Annotated in this window: 15 protein-coding genes; 9 read left to right on the top strand and 6 right to left on the bottom strand. The window is 57.4% G+C overall.

What is annotated here, in order from left to right; translation table 11 throughout:
- Positions 1-272 precede the first annotated feature (272 nt).
- From ACZ9W6_RS01335 to ACZ9W6_RS01325, 3 genes are all read left to right on the top strand, one after another.
- On the top strand, positions 273-746 hold the full coding sequence (locus ACZ9W6_RS01335; RefSeq protein WP_465189249.1) for a YbjN domain-containing protein: 474 nt from the start codon (positions 273-275) through the stop codon (positions 744-746).
- Positions 747-845: 99 nt separating this feature from the next.
- Complete coding sequence (locus ACZ9W6_RS01330) at positions 846-1,034, top strand: DUF6500 family protein (protein ID WP_465189248.1); 189 nt, start codon at positions 846-848, stop codon at positions 1,032-1,034.
- A 49-nt stretch (positions 1,035-1,083) separates the two neighbouring features.
- Complete coding sequence (locus ACZ9W6_RS01325; protein ID WP_465189247.1) at positions 1,084-1,458, top strand: lysozyme inhibitor LprI family protein; 375 nt, start codon at positions 1,084-1,086, stop codon at positions 1,456-1,458.
- Positions 1,459-1,539: 81 nt separating this feature from the next.
- On the opposite strand, the gene ACZ9W6_RS01320 is transcribed toward ACZ9W6_RS01325, so the two are convergent.
- The gene (locus ACZ9W6_RS01320; RefSeq protein ID WP_465189246.1) at positions 1,540-2,433 is read right to left on the bottom strand and encodes a LysR family transcriptional regulator; all 894 of its coding nucleotides are present in this window, start codon (positions 2,431-2,433) and stop codon (positions 1,540-1,542) included.
- Positions 2,434-2,542: 109 nt separating this feature from the next.
- On the opposite strand from ACZ9W6_RS01320, the gene ACZ9W6_RS01315 reads away from it, so the two are divergent.
- A complete protein-coding gene (locus tag ACZ9W6_RS01315; RefSeq protein ID WP_465189245.1) occupies positions 2,543-3,187 on the top strand; it encodes an NAD(P)-dependent oxidoreductase in 645 nt (214 codons plus the stop codon).
- Between the two features lie 46 nt (positions 3,188-3,233).
- On the opposite strand, the gene ACZ9W6_RS01310 is transcribed toward ACZ9W6_RS01315, so the two are convergent.
- Positions 3,234-3,725: a helix-hairpin-helix domain-containing protein gene (locus ACZ9W6_RS01310; protein ID WP_465189244.1), complete on the bottom strand. Its 492-nt coding sequence runs from the start codon at positions 3,723-3,725 to the stop codon at positions 3,234-3,236.
- A 208-nt stretch (positions 3,726-3,933) separates the two neighbouring features.
- Between ACZ9W6_RS01310 and ACZ9W6_RS01305 the strand changes: the two genes are divergently transcribed.
- Positions 3,934-4,533 carry a nuclease-related domain-containing protein gene (locus ACZ9W6_RS01305; protein WP_465189243.1) on the top strand — a complete coding sequence of 200 codons (600 nt, stop codon included), beginning with the start codon at positions 3,934-3,936 and terminating at the stop codon, positions 4,531-4,533.
- Here ACZ9W6_RS01305 and ACZ9W6_RS01300 read toward each other — a convergent pair.
- Entirely contained in the window at positions 4,530-5,720 is a 1,191-nt protein-coding gene (locus ACZ9W6_RS01300) for an EAL domain-containing response regulator (RefSeq protein WP_465189242.1), read from the bottom strand. The genes ACZ9W6_RS01305 and ACZ9W6_RS01300 overlap by 4 nt on opposite strands.
- Before the next feature lie 216 nt (positions 5,721-5,936).
- Here ACZ9W6_RS01300 and ACZ9W6_RS01295 point away from each other — a divergent pair, with 216 nt between their 5' ends.
- Entirely contained in the window at positions 5,937-6,698 is a 762-nt protein-coding gene (locus tag ACZ9W6_RS01295) for a MipA/OmpV family protein (protein ID WP_465189241.1), read from the top strand.
- A complete protein-coding gene (locus tag ACZ9W6_RS01290) occupies positions 6,611-7,225 on the top strand; it encodes a DUF6622 family protein (protein WP_465189240.1) in 615 nt (204 codons plus the stop codon). Before ACZ9W6_RS01295 ends, ACZ9W6_RS01290 begins: the two co-directional genes overlap by 88 nt.
- A 61-nt stretch (positions 7,226-7,286) precedes the next feature.
- Here the strand turns inward: ACZ9W6_RS01290 and ACZ9W6_RS01285 are convergent, their stop codons facing one another.
- Positions 7,287-8,030, bottom strand: a complete 744-nt coding sequence (locus ACZ9W6_RS01285; RefSeq protein WP_465189239.1) for a pseudouridine synthase — start codon at positions 8,028-8,030, stop codon at positions 7,287-7,289.
- A gap of 200 nt (positions 8,031-8,230) precedes the next feature.
- On the opposite strand from ACZ9W6_RS01285, the gene ACZ9W6_RS01280 reads away from it, so the two are divergent.
- Together ACZ9W6_RS01280 and ACZ9W6_RS01275 are read left to right on the top strand one after the other, a co-directional pair.
- Complete coding sequence (locus tag ACZ9W6_RS01280) at positions 8,231-9,679, top strand: hypothetical protein (protein ID WP_465189238.1); 1,449 nt, start codon at positions 8,231-8,233, stop codon at positions 9,677-9,679.
- A 144-nt stretch (positions 9,680-9,823) separates the two neighbouring features.
- Positions 9,824-10,360 carry a shikimate kinase gene (locus ACZ9W6_RS01275; RefSeq protein WP_465189237.1) on the top strand — a complete coding sequence of 179 codons (537 nt, stop codon included), beginning with the start codon at positions 9,824-9,826 and terminating at the stop codon, positions 10,358-10,360.
- Between the two features lie 166 nt (positions 10,361-10,526).
- On the opposite strand, the gene ACZ9W6_RS01270 is transcribed toward ACZ9W6_RS01275, so the two are convergent.
- Entirely contained in the window at positions 10,527-12,146 is a 1,620-nt protein-coding gene (locus tag ACZ9W6_RS01270) for an RNA-directed DNA polymerase (RefSeq protein WP_465189236.1), read from the bottom strand.
- Positions 12,147-12,538: 392 nt separating this feature from the next.
- Positions 12,539-14,122 carry an ABC transporter substrate-binding protein gene (locus ACZ9W6_RS01265; protein WP_465189235.1) on the bottom strand — a complete coding sequence of 528 codons (1,584 nt, stop codon included), beginning with the start codon at positions 14,120-14,122 and terminating at the stop codon, positions 12,539-12,541.
- Positions 14,123-14,259 lie beyond the last annotated feature (137 nt).

The following is a 14,259-nucleotide window of genomic DNA, read 5'->3' as shown; positions in this document are numbered from 1 at the left end:
CCCGCGAGGATTGCGCTGGTATGGACTGCCTGCAGCCGCCACACCGGTTTTCGAGCAGACTTGCCGGTGGGGTGTTCTGGGTTTCGAGGCGAGTACCTTGCTGCAGAGCCTTTGTTCGCAGCTTCATTTCGATAGGCGACGCGCTGCCGCCAGCCGTTGGCTGGTTTAATTTTCCCGGAATAGCTTGGTTTAACTGACTTGCCAGGTGGATAATATGTATCGGTAATAGTTATTCGGAAACTTGCGGCCAACTGGCCGCTGATGAGTGTGAAATGAAAAAGACGATTGTTGCTGTATCGCTGGCTATGCTGGCTACGACGGCCTTTGCTGCCGCCCCGGCCAAGCTGCTGGACGCTGGCAAGCCAGCCGAAATTCTGGAAATGGCCAAGGGTTTTGGCTCGGCAACGCTGGAGCGTGACGAGTCGGGCGACCCGAAAATTCGCGGCCGCATGGAAGGTGTGGCTTACGCGATTTACTTTTACAGCTGTGAAAAGGGCGAGCGCTGCCGCAGCATCCAGTTTGCTGCCGGCTGGGCTGATGTAAAGCCGTCGCTGGTGCAGATCAATCAGTGGAATGTGGAAAACCGCTTTGGCTCGGCCTATCTGGACGATGACAAGGACGCCAATGTGCAGATGGATGTGAATCTGGATTTCGGGGTCTCGGCCAAAAATCTGGAAGACACCATGGACCTGTGGCGCACGGTGCTGATGGACTTCAAGGACAATGTGGTCGACAAGGCCAGATAAGTTGGCCGCAGAAAAAGTGCCGGCCAACGTGCCGGCATTTTTGTTGATGATCGCTGGGGAGGGCCGGTTTTGCGTAAAACCTTGAGAGACAGGATCGTCGTGATCTGTCAGCAGAAAATGGCGAAGAAGGGCGAGGATGTCGGCGTGTCGTTTTACGCTTTTTTCAAGAATCGCAATGACGAGCCGGAGCTGTTGATGGAGGCGGCGCGCTGGTGGATAGAGATCCACCGGCTTGACCACTTCGAGAAGGCCGGCAAGATCATGGCGATGGTTGAGTCGGGTGTCTGAGGAAACGGGCAGGGCAATTGCACCGCAGCGCGGTGCCAACAGGAGAGTGATGATGAAAAAATGGTATCTGGTGGCATTGCTGGCCTTGAGCGGCACGGCCTTTGCCAATTCGGCATGCGACAAGCCGCGCAATGATTTTGATGGCCTGTATTGTCTGAACAAGGTTTACCTGCAGGCAGACAAGGATCTGAACGAAGTCTACGGCCAGCTGGCCAAGTCGCTGGATGCGGCGGGCAAGGCTCAGCTGAAAAAGACCCAACTGCAGTGGATTGCCAATCGTAACCAGCAATGCAGCTATAGCGATGGCCGCGGCTTTTTCGTGAATCTGGATTGCGCGACCAATACCACGCTGGCGCGGGTGAAAGAGCTGCAAGACCGTTTGCGCGAGTGCAAGAGCGCGGGTTGCATGAACAGCAAGTTGTAAGCGCTGCAGCATCACATATTGAAAAGCCTGGCCGCACGCCCACTGGGTGTTGCGGCCAGGCTTTTTTTGTGCGGGTCAGCATCAGCGCAGGCCTTGCTGCAACAGGCTGATGGCGTGACGGACCTTGGCCGGTTGCACATCGCGGCGCGGGGTAACGATATACACCGGCAGGTCAAAGGCTTTCCAGCCCGGCAGTACGGGCAGCAGCTGGCCGCTGGCGAGCGCGTCGCGGATTTCCGGCTCTGGCTGCAAGGAGATGCCCATGCCGGCCAGTGCAAAGGCGCGTGCCGACAGCATGCTGTCGCTGGTGATGCGCGGCCTTGGCCGCACGCTTTGTGTTTCGCCATTGGCCTGCAGCGGCGACAGTTGCAGGCTGCCATCAGGCTTGCTCAGTTGTTCGACGGCGATCCAGTCATGCTGTGCCAGTTGCGCCGGTTGTGCAGGTTGGCCGCAACGCGCCAGATAGTCGGGCGAGGCGCAGAGGATGAAGGGCCAGTCGGCGATATGGCGCGCAATCAGGCTGGAGTCCGGCTGCTGGCCGGCACGCAGCGCGATGTCGATGCGCTGGCTGACAAGGTCGATACGCTCGTCACGGAAAAACAGCCGCAAGCGTAGGCCGGGGTATTCGGCCAGCAAGGGGGCGAGGGCGCGGCTGATCACGCCGCCGGCAAAGCCGGTGGGGGCGGAGAGACGCAATTCGCCAGCCGGCTCGTCGCGCATGGCGGCCAGTTGCTGGCTGGCATCACGCGCTGCGGCCAACATGGCGGCGCAGCTGCGGTAGAACACTTCACCGGCCTCGGTCAGCGTGAGTTTGCGGGTGGTGCGGTGCAAGAGTGCCAGCTGGTGTTGTTGTTCCAGCTTGCGTACATGCTGGCTGACGGCAGACGGTGTCATGCCCAGGGTGCGGGCGGCGGCATTCATCGAGCCGTGTTCGATAACGGCGGCAAATACCGCCATGCTGTGCAGCGCTTCCATAGATAGTGAATTTCAGCTTAACAATGATTGTATTGTTGCATGGATTATCAATCTGCCAAGCCGGATTTACCATGCATGCATTCCCACTCGTTCTGCAAAGGAAACAATCATGAAAGTAGCGCTTATCGGTGCCAGCGGTTTTGTCGGTCAGGCTGTTCAGCAAGAGTTGCTGTCACGCGGTCATGAGGTGACTGCCATTGTCAGCCGCCCGGAGCGTGTTGCGGCGGCGGCCGGGCTGACCATCAAGGCAGGTAATGCTTACGATGCGGCGGCGGTTGCCCGTGATGTTGCCGGCCACGAGGTAGTGGTCAGCGCTTTCAATCCGGGCTGGGACAAGGCCAATATCCGCGAGCTGTTCTTGCAGGGGCACGATGCGATGGTGGCTGGCAGCAAGGCCGCCGGTGTGGCGCGCTTTATCGAGGTTGGCGGTGCCGGCAGCCTGTTTGTGGCGCCTGGCGTGCAGCTGATTGATACTCCGCATTTCCCCGCCGAGTACAAGGAAGGCGCCGAAGGTGCGCGCCAGGCGCTGAATCGTCTGCGTGATGAGCGCGAGCTGGACTGGGTATTCCTGTCGCCACCGGCGCTGTTGCAGCCGGGCGAGCGTAGCGGCCAGTATGTGGTCGGCGGCGAGCAGTTGCTGATGAATGGCGATGCACCAGCCAGTATCAGCGTGGCAGATCTGGCGGTGGCGATTGTGGATGAAATCGAACAGCCACGTCACTCGCGCCAGCGTTTCACTGTTGCAGCCGCCTGAGGCTGAACGTCAGGCCGCGTTGCGGCCAACAATAACGGGGTGCGGCTTAGCCGCGCCCCTTGCCTTTGCCGCTATCGCCTTTTTCTTTCCCTTCCTTGCTATCGCTACTTTGACTGTTGCTGTCTTTTTCGGCCTTGCCGCTGCTGTCATGGCTATGGTCATCGCCGCTGGCGTGTTCGCTTTCATTTTCCTGATGTTGGCCAGTACGGGAAGCATCATCCGTACCGGACTTCTTGCCGGCAATCGCCGGGCGTTCACCCGGTATGGCCGGAGCGGTGCCGGAGCGTGTGGTGACGGCTTCGCCGGCTATGGTCAGCTTGCCGCGCACGCGATTGAGATCGCCTTGCGAGATGCCTTCGATGCGCAGCAGATCACGGCTCGAGGTGAAGGCACCGTTGGCCGTGCGTGCGGCAATGATCCTGTCGGCATCGGTAGTACTGAAGCCGGCAGTGACGAGTTCTTCGCGGCTGGCATCGTTGATATCGAGTGCCAGCGCAGGGGGGGCCAGCAGGGCCAATAACAGTAATAGCGCTTTCATGATGGTGCTCCGTCGCAGATCCTGAAAACAGTATAGAAGCCTTGTAAGTATTGGCTGTGCGGGCTTTGGGTGCGTCGTTTTGCCGGCTGTAAGGCCGATGAGGCCAAGGGTGTTGCCAAAATGTTTACGGAAAGCGGGCTTGTGTACTAAAAATTTATATTGGGTATGCGTAAGGGATACAATCCCCGAAATTTTTAGGCGAGATGTCATGATTCTGAAAGAAAAGTGTATTGGCGAAGAGTTGCCCGCGGCAGTGGTTCTGGCCGAGCGTGAGGTGGCATTCTATTTGCGGCGCTTTTTTGCCGAAGATGACGAGGTATATGTACTGGGTGATATCAGATTGCAGCTGGGCGAGGACATGCTGGAGCTCGACCACGTGCTGATACATCAGGGTGGCATCACCATTATTGATAGCCTGTCGCTGGCGGGGCAGTTTGAAACCTTGCCTGATGGTCGATGTTTGCTCTGGCGCGGGGATGTCGCAACGCGAGTCAGCAACCCGCAATCACTGGCCTCCAGCCGCATCAGCCGTTTGCGCCATTATCTGCAAGGCCTGGCCTGGCAGCCCGGCATGATAGATGGCTTGAGTATCGACAGCTTGCTGGTGCGCACCGGCGAGGGCGAAGCCGGCTTGCCTAAAGAGCCGGGCTTTGCTGAGGCCTGCCATGTCGACATGCTGTGCAAGCGTATTCGCGCACGCGCACCGCTTGGCGTGTCCTTCCTGCCACTGCATCGCAAGGTGTTGGGCGAGTACCTGATCCGCGTGCACCAGACGAGCCGCGATGCCTCGCGGCATATGGCTTACTAGCTCGCAACCGTCGCCTGTGGCGGGGTAAACTGCAGGTGCTTGCCGAGCTGGTCTGCGCTGACCGGCTTACACAATAAAAAGCCCTGCAACTCGGCCTGCGGGTGATGCTGGCGGATATAGCTCAGGTCATCCAGCGCATCAATCCCTTCACACACCACCCGCAATTTCAGCTCTTTGGCGATCAGGATCACGCCATTCATGATCAGCTGGGCGCTGCCGCTCTGGGCAATACCCTTGATCAGCGACCTGTCCAGTTTCAGCTCGGTAATCGGCATGTCGCGCAGGTGTTCGAGATTGGTATTGCCACGGGCAAAGTCATCCAGCGCCAGCTCGAAACCTTTCATGCGCATGCGCAGCAGCGAAGACAGCGAGTGGCCCAGATTGCTGAAGGCAATGCCCTCGGTAATTTCCAGCGAGATGCGGCTGGGGCTGACATAGCGCTTGTCTACTTCTCGAATCAGCCAGTCATAAAAATCACTGTCGTTAAGCAGCGCGCCAGACAGATTGATGCATAGCCTGACATTACGCATGCCGTCGTGGCGCGTCAGCATGTCCAGCGAGGTTTGCACGATGCGGCGGGTCAGCGGCAGGATCAGATTGTCGTTTTCCAGTTTTTCGACAAAAGCCGCCGGCCCCAGCAGGCCGTAATCCGGATGCTGCCAGCGTGCCAGTGCCTCGATCTGGCTGGCTTGCCAGTCGCGCTGGCGATAAACCGGTTGGTAATGGGCGAGAAACTGGTTGTGAGACAGGCCATACAGAATTTCTGCCACGCTGACGGTGTGGCGGTCGCTGATATCGGGTGGCAGGGCCGTCAGCAAGCGCTTGACCTCATCCTGGAATTGCTGCGGTTTGATCGGCTTGCTTAATTGTCCGATAGCCGGATAACCGAGCGCCGCCGCGGCGCGGGTGCAGCCATTCAGCAGCTCGGGCACATGGCCGCTCAGCAGCAAGAGCTTGGGCAGCTTGCGCAGCATCGACAGCTCTTGTGTCAGGCGAATGCCATCCATGCCCGGCATATTGATGTCGGTAATCACCAGATCCAGCTCCGCCATGCGCTGTGCCTGCAACATGGCGCGTTGGCCATCAATTGCCTGATGCACGACGACATCGGGCAACTGCTGACACAACATCACCAGGATTTCGAGCTGGCTGGGGCTGTCTTCGGCAATCAGGATGTGCTGGGGCATTTTTTGCATCCGTAATATCAGTTGACCCAGTATAGCCCCAGCCAGTGCCGGCCATGCCGGATTCCTTGCTGTGAAAGGGGTGATTCAGTCGGCATGAGGCTTGGCGGCTGGCGGCCAACCATTCATCGGCGATGACAACCGTTTATCGCATGACACACACCGGCAGTCAGGCCGCCGGCAAGATGCATGCACCGATCAGGCAAGGAGGAGTGGCAAATGCGTGTGTTGTTGGGTGTGATGTTATTGGCAGGCAGTGGCGCAGGGGTGGCCGCAGATCTGCAACTGGGTCTGGCGGCCGGGTCTGGCCAGAGTGTTTATCGTGGCGAGAGCGGCAAGGCATTCGTGATGCCGCTTGCGATCTACGAAGGTGAACATTTCTTTGTCAGCGGCAGCAGTTTTGGCTGGAAGCAGCCGCTGAATGACTGGTTGAGCGCCGGCGTGCTTGGCGAGATCGAATTCAACAGTTTTACTCCAAAGGATAACGATCTGGCCGAGATGAAACAGCTCGACAAGCGCAAGGCAGGGCTTTTGCTCGGCGGCATGCTGTCAGCCAGCCTTGGCAATCGCGCCAGCGCCAGTCTGAGTCTGCTGCAGGATGCTGGCCGCCGGCATCGCGCGTTGATTCCGACCGTGCAACTTGATTACCACCTGACTGCGCCTGACGCGCGCCAGCATTGGTCGCTGACCGCTGCGGCCAGCCAGTTGTCGCAGGAGTATATGCAGTACTACTATGGCGTCGGCATCATGGAGAGCTTTCGTAGCGGCCTGCCCATTTATCAGGCCAAAGCTGGCAGCCGTTACAGCCTGGCACTGAACTGGCGCTACGGACTGAGCCGCGACATGGCCTTGCTGGCGCGCGTCAGCAGCGAGCATCTGCCGGTCAGCCTGCAATGGCAGGCCGAGCAGCGCAGCGGGAGTCCGATGGTCAAGCGCAGCAGCACCAGCGCGGCGATGCTGGGCCTCAGCTACCGGTTCTGAATTTAGTCATAACAACATCATCAGGAGGCATCATGCTGGTTTATATCGTCAAGGCACCGTTGTGGGTATGGCCGTTGCTGGGCTGGCTTTGCTATATGGGCTGGAAGCAAAGCCGGCTTTATCGGGTGATGCCGAACCGTTTGCTGATCATGCCGGTACTGTTCTTGCTGCTGTCGATACAGGCAGCCGGCAGTCTGGCCAGCCAGACGGCGATGCTGGCCTGGTTGGGCGGCGTGTTGGCGGGTGTGGTGCTGCTTGGCCAGTGTTTGCCACCGGCCAGCCGCGGGCTGGATGAGGCCGGGCGCTTGCAGGTGGAAGGCAGCTGGCTGCCGCTGACGGCGATGTTGACGGTGTTCTGCCTCAAGTATGCGATGGGCGCGGCGGCGGCGACGCACTCAACATTCTGGCTGCAGACGCTGCCCTTGCTGATCAGCAGCAGTGTGCTGGGCATGGTCAGCGGCATGTTCGCCATGCGCGCGGCCCTGCTGTGGCGGCAGGCGCGGCAGTGGCGATTGGCCATGGCCTGAGATGAATGGCGTCTGAGGAGAATGTGCATGAAAAAAGCCGGGTCAGCTGACCCGGCTTTTTTCATGCCGGCAACCAGTGCGCGGGCAAGGTGTGTTGCCAGCCGAATTCAGTCAGCAGCCTGGCAAAGTCACCACTCAAGGGCGCGGTCAGGCACAGTGGCTGGCCGCTATGCGGGTGGGTGAGCTGCAACTCGACCGCGTGCAACAGCATGCGGCCAACCTGATACTGCGTCTGGAAAAAGCGGTTATGCACGCCCTTGCCGTGGGTGGCGTCGCCAATGATGGGGTGGGCGATGTGCTTGAGATGGCGGCGCAGCTGGTGGCGGCGGCCGGTCTCCGGGGCCAGCTGCACCAGCGCGTAGCGGCTTTGCGGATAACGATCCACTGCAAAGGGCAGGGTGCAGCGCGCCAGCGTCTGATAACGGGTAAAGGCTGGCTGCGCATTCAGCGCGGCATTGTCGTGCACATACTCGCGCTCGTCCGGCTGGCGGGTAATCGGGTGGTCGATCTCGCCGCTGTCGGCCGGGTGGCCGCGCACCACGGCCAGATAGGTCTTGGCCGGCGCGCGGCTGGCAAAGGCATCGTTCAGCAGGCGGGCGGTGGCGCTGTCCAGCGCAAACAGCAGCACGCCGCTGGTGCCGCGATCCAGCCTGTGTACCGGAAACACCTGCTGGCCGATCTGGTCACGCAGCAGCTGCACGGCAAAGCGCGTCTCGCGGCGGTCGATCTCGCTGCGGTGCACCAGCAGGCCGGAAGGTTTGTCGATGGCAATCAGATGTTCATCGCGATAGAGAATGGTCAGCATGGTATCCGGCCGGCAAAAGAAGGCGCGTAGTGTAACAGCAGGCGGCGGGTGCGGCTGCCGGCGCGCGGCGGCAAAACGTGAATATGCACACTGCCGGCAAAAACCGCCGTCATCGGCTTTTTTTTTGTAGGCAGAAAGAGAACAATGCCGGCTCGGCCGCGTTTGCGGCCAACCTTTAACCTGCCCAAGACCATCGCCCCGTGCTGACTGCTGCCATTACCGCCCGGCTTGCCGAAGTGCTTGCCTTTGCCAACGACCCTGTCTTTGCCACGCCACTGGCCGATGCCGATGCCCGCCGCTGCCTGCAGCAAGGCCGGCAGGCGGTGGCCGCGATGCTGCAGCAAACGCAGACGGTGACTGCCGTGCAGCTTGGCGAGTTGGCCGCACTCTTGCAAGCGCTGCAACAAAAAGTGCGCGAGCTGAACAACCGCCAGCCGCAGCACGCCTTGCTGGCAGCGGTGCTGGCGCAAGGCGTGGCACTGGGCCGCTTTGGCCTGGCCTTGCCGTGGCAAGAGCAGGCGATGCAGCAGCAGGGCTTTTTTGCCAGCAACAAACCCAAGATCGAAGCCTGCCAGCAGGTATTGCTGGCGGCATTCGATGTGATGACCAGCCATGCACTAGGCTACAGCCCGGTGCCAAAAGGCGTCTGGCTGGGCTGCCATCAGCTGTACCGGCAGATACTGGCGCAAGGCTGGGAGGGCAAGAGTGCCGGCGCGCGTGAGGAGACACTGGCGACGCTGTACCGCCGTTTGCTATTGCTGGGCATGGCCTCCAGCAACCGCATGGATCTGGCGCGCATTTTCTGCCTGATCAATATCGTCAGCGAAGGCGCGCCGCATGTGCAGCTGATTCCGCTGCCGGCCGGGGCTGATGCGCCGGGCTATGCACTGGATATGTATGCCGACCAGCCGCCGCGCTTTGGCCAGCATCGCCGCAAATACCTGCATGCTGACCAGCACTTCCTGCTGGGCACCCACCGTGCGCTGCAACACTGGGAAGAAAAAAGCCAGACCGTGCAGATGCCGGACGCCAACAGCCAGCTGCAACAACAGCTGGTGTTGCGCCTGCGTCAAGAGTGGGTACAGCCGCCGCAACGTCGCCAGCTACGCCTGCACAGCAAGAATCACGAGCAAGTGCACGTGCACATCGGGCTGGATGCCTGCTGGCAGATGTTGCACGAGCCGGCCGCCTACCAGCAGCCGCCGCTGCCGATGGCGGTGTGCAATATGAGCGCCGCCGGCTATCTGCTGGCCGGCAAGCTCGGCGCGGTGGTGCTGCGCAGTGGCGATCTGGTGATGGTGCAGCGCGAAACCCGCTCGTGGCTTTTGGGCGTGGTGCGCTGGATCAATCGCCTGAGCCCCGCCGGCGAAACCGAATTCGGCATCGAAATCATCGGCAAGACACCCGAAGCCATCATGGTGAAGCCGGTTGTCACCCACGAGGCCGAGCAGCCGCAGCAGGCAATCCGCCTGCCGGCTAACTCGCGGCTGAACCAGCAGGATGTGCTGGTGATGCCGGGCAAGCTCTACCAGGCCTTGCGCCAGTTCGAGCTGAGCCAGCAAGAAGGCATCGTGCTGGTGAAGGCGCACCGCCTGCTGCATCAGACCGGTTATTTCCAGTTCATCGAGGTGCGGCCGGAAAACCGCTAGCCCGACCGGCGGTATAGGCCGGTTCATCCGGATTTCACCCATTGCGGCCAACCTTGTATGAGGTTGGCCGCAATGCATTCTAGCTATGCGGATGGCGTGCGCCGTGGCAGAATCCCGCCCCCGTTTCGGCATCAGGAGGCCAGCATGCAACGCATCAACATCATCGGCACCAGTGGCAGTGGCAAATCGACACTCGGCAAAGCGCTGGCAGCGCGGCTGCAGGCACCGTATATCGAGATGGACAGCCTGTACTGGCTGCCCGCCTGGCAAAACCGTGACGACGACGCCTTTTTCACCCTGCTGGCCAGCAAGCTGCAAGGCGAGCGCTGGGTGCTGGACGGCAACTACGGCCGCAGCCAGCCGGTGAAATGGGTGCAGGTCGATACCATCATCTGGCTGGACTACAGCTGGCCGCGCACCGTCTGGCAGGCCTTGCGCCGCGCCATCACGCGCTGCTGGCAAGGCCGCGAACTCTGGCCCGGCACCGGTAATGTCGAAAGCTGGCGACAGACCTTCTGCAGCCGCGACTCGGTGTTGCTGTGGACGCTGCAAACCTGGCGCAGCAACCGCCAGCGCTATCAGGCCCTGCTGCAAGACCCGGCCTACGGCCATATCCGCTTCATCCGCCTGCATAGCCCGGGCCAGACACGGCAGTGGCTGGCGAGAGTGGCGCAAGGTTAAATGACCTGCAGTCGGAGATTGCTCAGGGCGTGCTGCGAGCAGACAAGCCTTGCGGTCAAGGTCGGCCGCTAGGCCATACCCGCGGAGCGCGGCTAGGATTTTATGGTGTGGCGCGGGTATCGCCTGTGGTGAACCCGCTCTACAGGGCTATACCCGCGCTATGTGGCTATTTTGAGTGTCCATCGATGAATTTCAAAAATATATCCTGTGTTTGTGATGTGGCATTCTTGAAAAATGGGCGCTTTTCACCTTCAGTAAGGTGAAGATCTACAATCTTAGCTATTTGTCGTTTTTCAAGTAGATCAGCTCTTGTGTAATAATCGCGAATTTCTAGTACCTCTCCTCTGGATAATATTGGCTCAAGTTGTTCAAGTATAACTCTGCCGATATAGTTTCCATCGTTTCTCTTAAGATTTCTGAAACATTCAAATAATGTCTCTTTGCATAAAAATTTTCCTTTTCCAAAGAATTTTGCAACATACACGGAAACAAACTCTGGGGCAATTTCCCTATTGAGCCATGGCTTCATTGTTGCGCTGATTTCTTTGATTTCATTTGATTCAAACAAGTGCTCGTTTTTTGTTACCGCATCGAGGACGTATGGTATAAATTGGGGGAATTTATTAATATTCCTCATTAATGAAATTAAGCTAGATGAATTTGATTGGGCAATGCTTGCTTTTGTTGTGGTGGTAATTGTTTTGGGTTCTATTAGGAAATTATTCTCAATCATTGATAGGAGCTGGTTGATATCTTTACTCATTAGTGATTGTTTTTCGGTGGCACTCATAGACCTAAATTTTGTCGGGATCAGGCCTGAGTAACCTCTTATTATTCTTGCAGTTTCAACTTTGCTATCTTTTTGCTCGCAATCATTTACAGAGTTTGGTTTTTGTTCTTCTATTTTGGTTTGCGTGGCGCCATTGCCTTCTTGATTTTCTGTATCAGTGAGTAGTGAAACATCCTTTATAGATGTTTTGCTTGTATTGAGAAATAATCCCTCTTTTGATAGTTTGTCTACTAGCAGTGCAAGCCATCTGTGCGCTGTTGCTGCATCAGGCGCGAATAATCTAAAATCATCAACAAACCTGCAGTACGAAATGTTGTGAGATAAAAGGTAATTATCAATTTCAATTAGTGCAACCTCCGCTAGTATTCGACTCGCGTTTGATCCAACCGGTAGGCCATATGAATCTCGATTAGACCAAAACAGTAGTAATTCATTTATTTGCCCGACTATTTTTTTATCTATCTTCTTGATTGAGGCTAGGATGCACTCCAGTCTATGGATATTTATTCTGTCATAAAAATTCGCAATATCACACGAGACAATTACATTTACATTTTTCTGTTTTGATTTGTTGTGTACATGATTTCTGAATGCGGTGAAGCCATACTTTGGATCGAACAAATATCCATCTTCTGGTTTAAAGCGGTATGAAAATACTACATTCTTGCTTTTGTTTACCCTTTCTATTTCAATGAGATGTGTGATTTGTAGAACTAGAGATAAATATTTTATCTCGTCTAGTAATTGCACCATTGCACATTTTCTGAAATCAAAAAATTCTTTTTTTGGTGCTAAGATGTGGCTAATCGGGGTAAAGCCCATCTCCTTTATTTTGTTGTTTATAAGTGATGCCTTTACTGTTGCTTTCACTTCGTTTTTTATTATGGTTTTTTTAAGTAAATCGATTTCGAATGGACGAGTGAAAACATCGACATCGGTTATTCCCTCTTTAAGGATGTTTTCAATTGCGATATCTATTGCGTTGGAAATATTCATCAAAACTCCATCGATTTCAAGTTGTTACTAATTCGAAATTTTATATTGATTGTCAATGTGTTATGCCGGTTGGTCTGAAATCAAGCTGACTTACAGCCTGATCCTGAACTCGCTTGACGTTCTTCATCATTAGCTGCATTTCCGGAATCCCGCAGCCCGGCCAAGTCTACCCTTGCGGGGTTTTTGATGCTAGGTAATTTCAATGGGTTTTGGCATATACTTATGCGGACGTGGGTAACTCATTCGCATCATTGATTCACAGCCTGCAGTTGGTGTGGCCATTGGAAAAATAACTTGAATGATGTGTATTCAAGTGATTGTTCTTAAATAGAAAAGCCCTGCGGCCAACCTTTTGCAAGGTTGGCCGCAGGGCTTTTGTGAGACAGGGTCGATTACTTCACTACCACCTTGTTGAAGTTGACGCGGCCGAAGGGGCTGACTTGGTAGCCGCTGACATTGGCGGTGGTGAGTACCGCGGCGGTCGGGTGGGCGATAGGCAGCCACAGTGCCTGATCCTTGATGATCTGCTGGGCTTTCTGGTAGTTGGCCGCACGCTGTTTGGCATTGGCCAGTTTGCGGGTGTCGGTAATCAGCTTGTCCAGCTGGGCGTCGCAATAGCGGGCGAAGTTGGTGCCGCTTTGCACGGCGGCGCAGCTGAATTGCGGGGTGAGGAAGTTATCGGCGTCGCCATTGTCGCCGGCCCAGCCCATGAACAGCAGATCATGCTCGCCAGCTTTGCCGCGCTTGATCAGCTCGCCCCATTCGATGACCTTGATTTCGGCTTTGATGCCGATCTTGGCCAGGTCGTTTTGCAGCAGCTCGGCACCGGCTTTCGGGTTCGGATTCAGCGTGCTGCCGGTCGGGCGCGTCCAGATGGTGGTGGCAAAGCCGTTGGGCAGGCCGGCGCTGGCCAGCAGGGCCTTGGCGCGTTCCAGATCGCGCGGGTAGTCCTTCACGTTCTTGTCGTAACCGAAGGTGGACGGCGGGAAGGGGTTGACGGCCGGGGCGGCGCTGCCGGCAAACACGGCCTTGAGGTAGCTGGCCTTGTCGAAGGCGAGGTTGACGGCCTGGCGCACGCGCTTGTCGTCAAACGGCTTGTGCTGGGTGTTGAGCGCGACAAAGCCGGTGGAGAACATCGGCGTGGTCAGCACCTTGATGCGCGGGTTGCCGGCTACGTCGTTGATGTCTTGCGGCTTGGGCGACAGCGCCAGCTGGCATTCGCCGGTCAGCAGTTTCTGGCTGCGCACTGCCGAGTCTGGGGTGATGGCGTAGGTCAGCCGCTCGATGGCCGGCTTGCCGCCAAAGTAGGCGGTGTTGGCGGTGTAACGCACCGCGCTGTCCTTGCTGAAGCTCAGGAAGACAAAGGGACCGGTGCCGACGGGCTGGCTGTTGAGTTTGTCAAAGTCGCCGGTCTTGGCAAGGTTGGCCGCATATTCGGCCGAGTAGATGCTGCCAAAACCCATGGTCAGCAGCGGCAGCAGGGTGGCATCGGGCTGGTTGAGGTCAAAACGCACGGTGCGGTTGTCGACTTTCACCACGGCCTTGATCAGTTTGTCGAGCTGGAAGGATTTGGCGTGCGGGTAGCCGGTCGGGGCGCTCTTGAACCACGGATGGTTGCTGTCCAGCATGCGCTGGAAGCTGAACAGCACGTCGTCGGCATTCAGCGTGCGAGTAGGCTTGAACCACGGTGTGCTGTGAAAACGCACGCCATCGCGCAGGGTGAAGGTCAGCGACTGGCCGTCGGCGGCGACTTTCCAGCTTTGCGCAAGGCCGGGTACGACTTTGCCGGCGGCGGCATCGTAATTGACGAGACGGTCAAAAATCACGTCGGCGCTGGCATTGGTGGTGGTCAGCGAGTTGAAACGCACCACATCAAAGCCTTCGGGGCTGGCCTCGGTGCAGACGACCAGGGGTTTGGCCTGACTCGCGCCGGCCAGCGCAAGCAATACAGCAGTGGTAATCAGCGGGTAACGCATGATGTCTCCTGAGGCAAGGTGAAGCCTGGCCGCAGGGTGCTGCAGCGCAGAACAGATAGTGAGAGAGCATAACGGCGGCAGCTGCCTGCGCCAACATTAAATAGGCATAAGCAAATCGGATATCGGCAGAAGCCGGT

This window comes from Vogesella lacus, from assembly GCF_979366295.1.
The sequence above is the reverse complement of the archived record's forward strand: the minus strand, read 5'-3'. Positions and strand labels throughout refer to the sequence as shown.

What these genes read in the sequence shown, in the direction of transcription:
- ACZ9W6_RS01335 (WP_465189249.1), top strand. Translation starts at nt 273, where the DNA reads ATGAAAAAGACGATTGTTGCTGTATCGCTGGCTATGCTGGCTACGACG.
- ACZ9W6_RS01325 (WP_465189247.1), top strand. Translation starts at nt 1,084, where the DNA reads ATGATGAAAAAATGGTATCTGGTGGCATTGCTGGCCTTGAGCGGCACG.
- ACZ9W6_RS01320 (WP_465189246.1), bottom strand. Translation starts at nt 2,433, where the DNA reads ATGGAAGCGCTGCACAGCATGGCGGTATTTGCCGCCGTTATCGAACAC.
- ACZ9W6_RS01315 (WP_465189245.1), top strand. Translation starts at nt 2,543, where the DNA reads ATGAAAGTAGCGCTTATCGGTGCCAGCGGTTTTGTCGGTCAGGCTGTT.
- ACZ9W6_RS01310 (WP_465189244.1), bottom strand. Translation starts at nt 3,725, where the DNA reads ATGAAAGCGCTATTACTGTTATTGGCCCTGCTGGCCCCCCCTGCGCTG.
- ACZ9W6_RS01305 (WP_465189243.1), top strand. Translation starts at nt 3,934, where the DNA reads ATGATTCTGAAAGAAAAGTGTATTGGCGAAGAGTTGCCCGCGGCAGTG.
- ACZ9W6_RS01300 (WP_465189242.1), bottom strand. Translation starts at nt 5,720, where the DNA reads ATGCCCCAGCACATCCTGATTGCCGAAGACAGCCCCAGCCAGCTCGAA.
- ACZ9W6_RS01295 (WP_465189241.1), top strand. Translation starts at nt 5,937, where the DNA reads ATGCGTGTGTTGTTGGGTGTGATGTTATTGGCAGGCAGTGGCGCAGGG.
- ACZ9W6_RS01290 (WP_465189240.1), top strand. Translation starts at nt 6,611, where the DNA reads ATGGCAGGCCGAGCAGCGCAGCGGGAGTCCGATGGTCAAGCGCAGCAG.
- ACZ9W6_RS01285 (WP_465189239.1), bottom strand. Translation starts at nt 8,030, where the DNA reads ATGCTGACCATTCTCTATCGCGATGAACATCTGATTGCCATCGACAAA.
- ACZ9W6_RS01275 (WP_465189237.1), top strand. Translation starts at nt 9,824, where the DNA reads ATGCAACGCATCAACATCATCGGCACCAGTGGCAGTGGCAAATCGACA.
- ACZ9W6_RS01270 (WP_465189236.1), bottom strand. Translation starts at nt 12,146, where the DNA reads ATGAATATTTCCAACGCAATAGATATCGCAATTGAAAACATCCTTAAA.
- ACZ9W6_RS01265 (WP_465189235.1), bottom strand. Translation starts at nt 14,122, where the DNA reads ATGCGTTACCCGCTGATTACCACTGCTGTATTGCTTGCGCTGGCCGGC.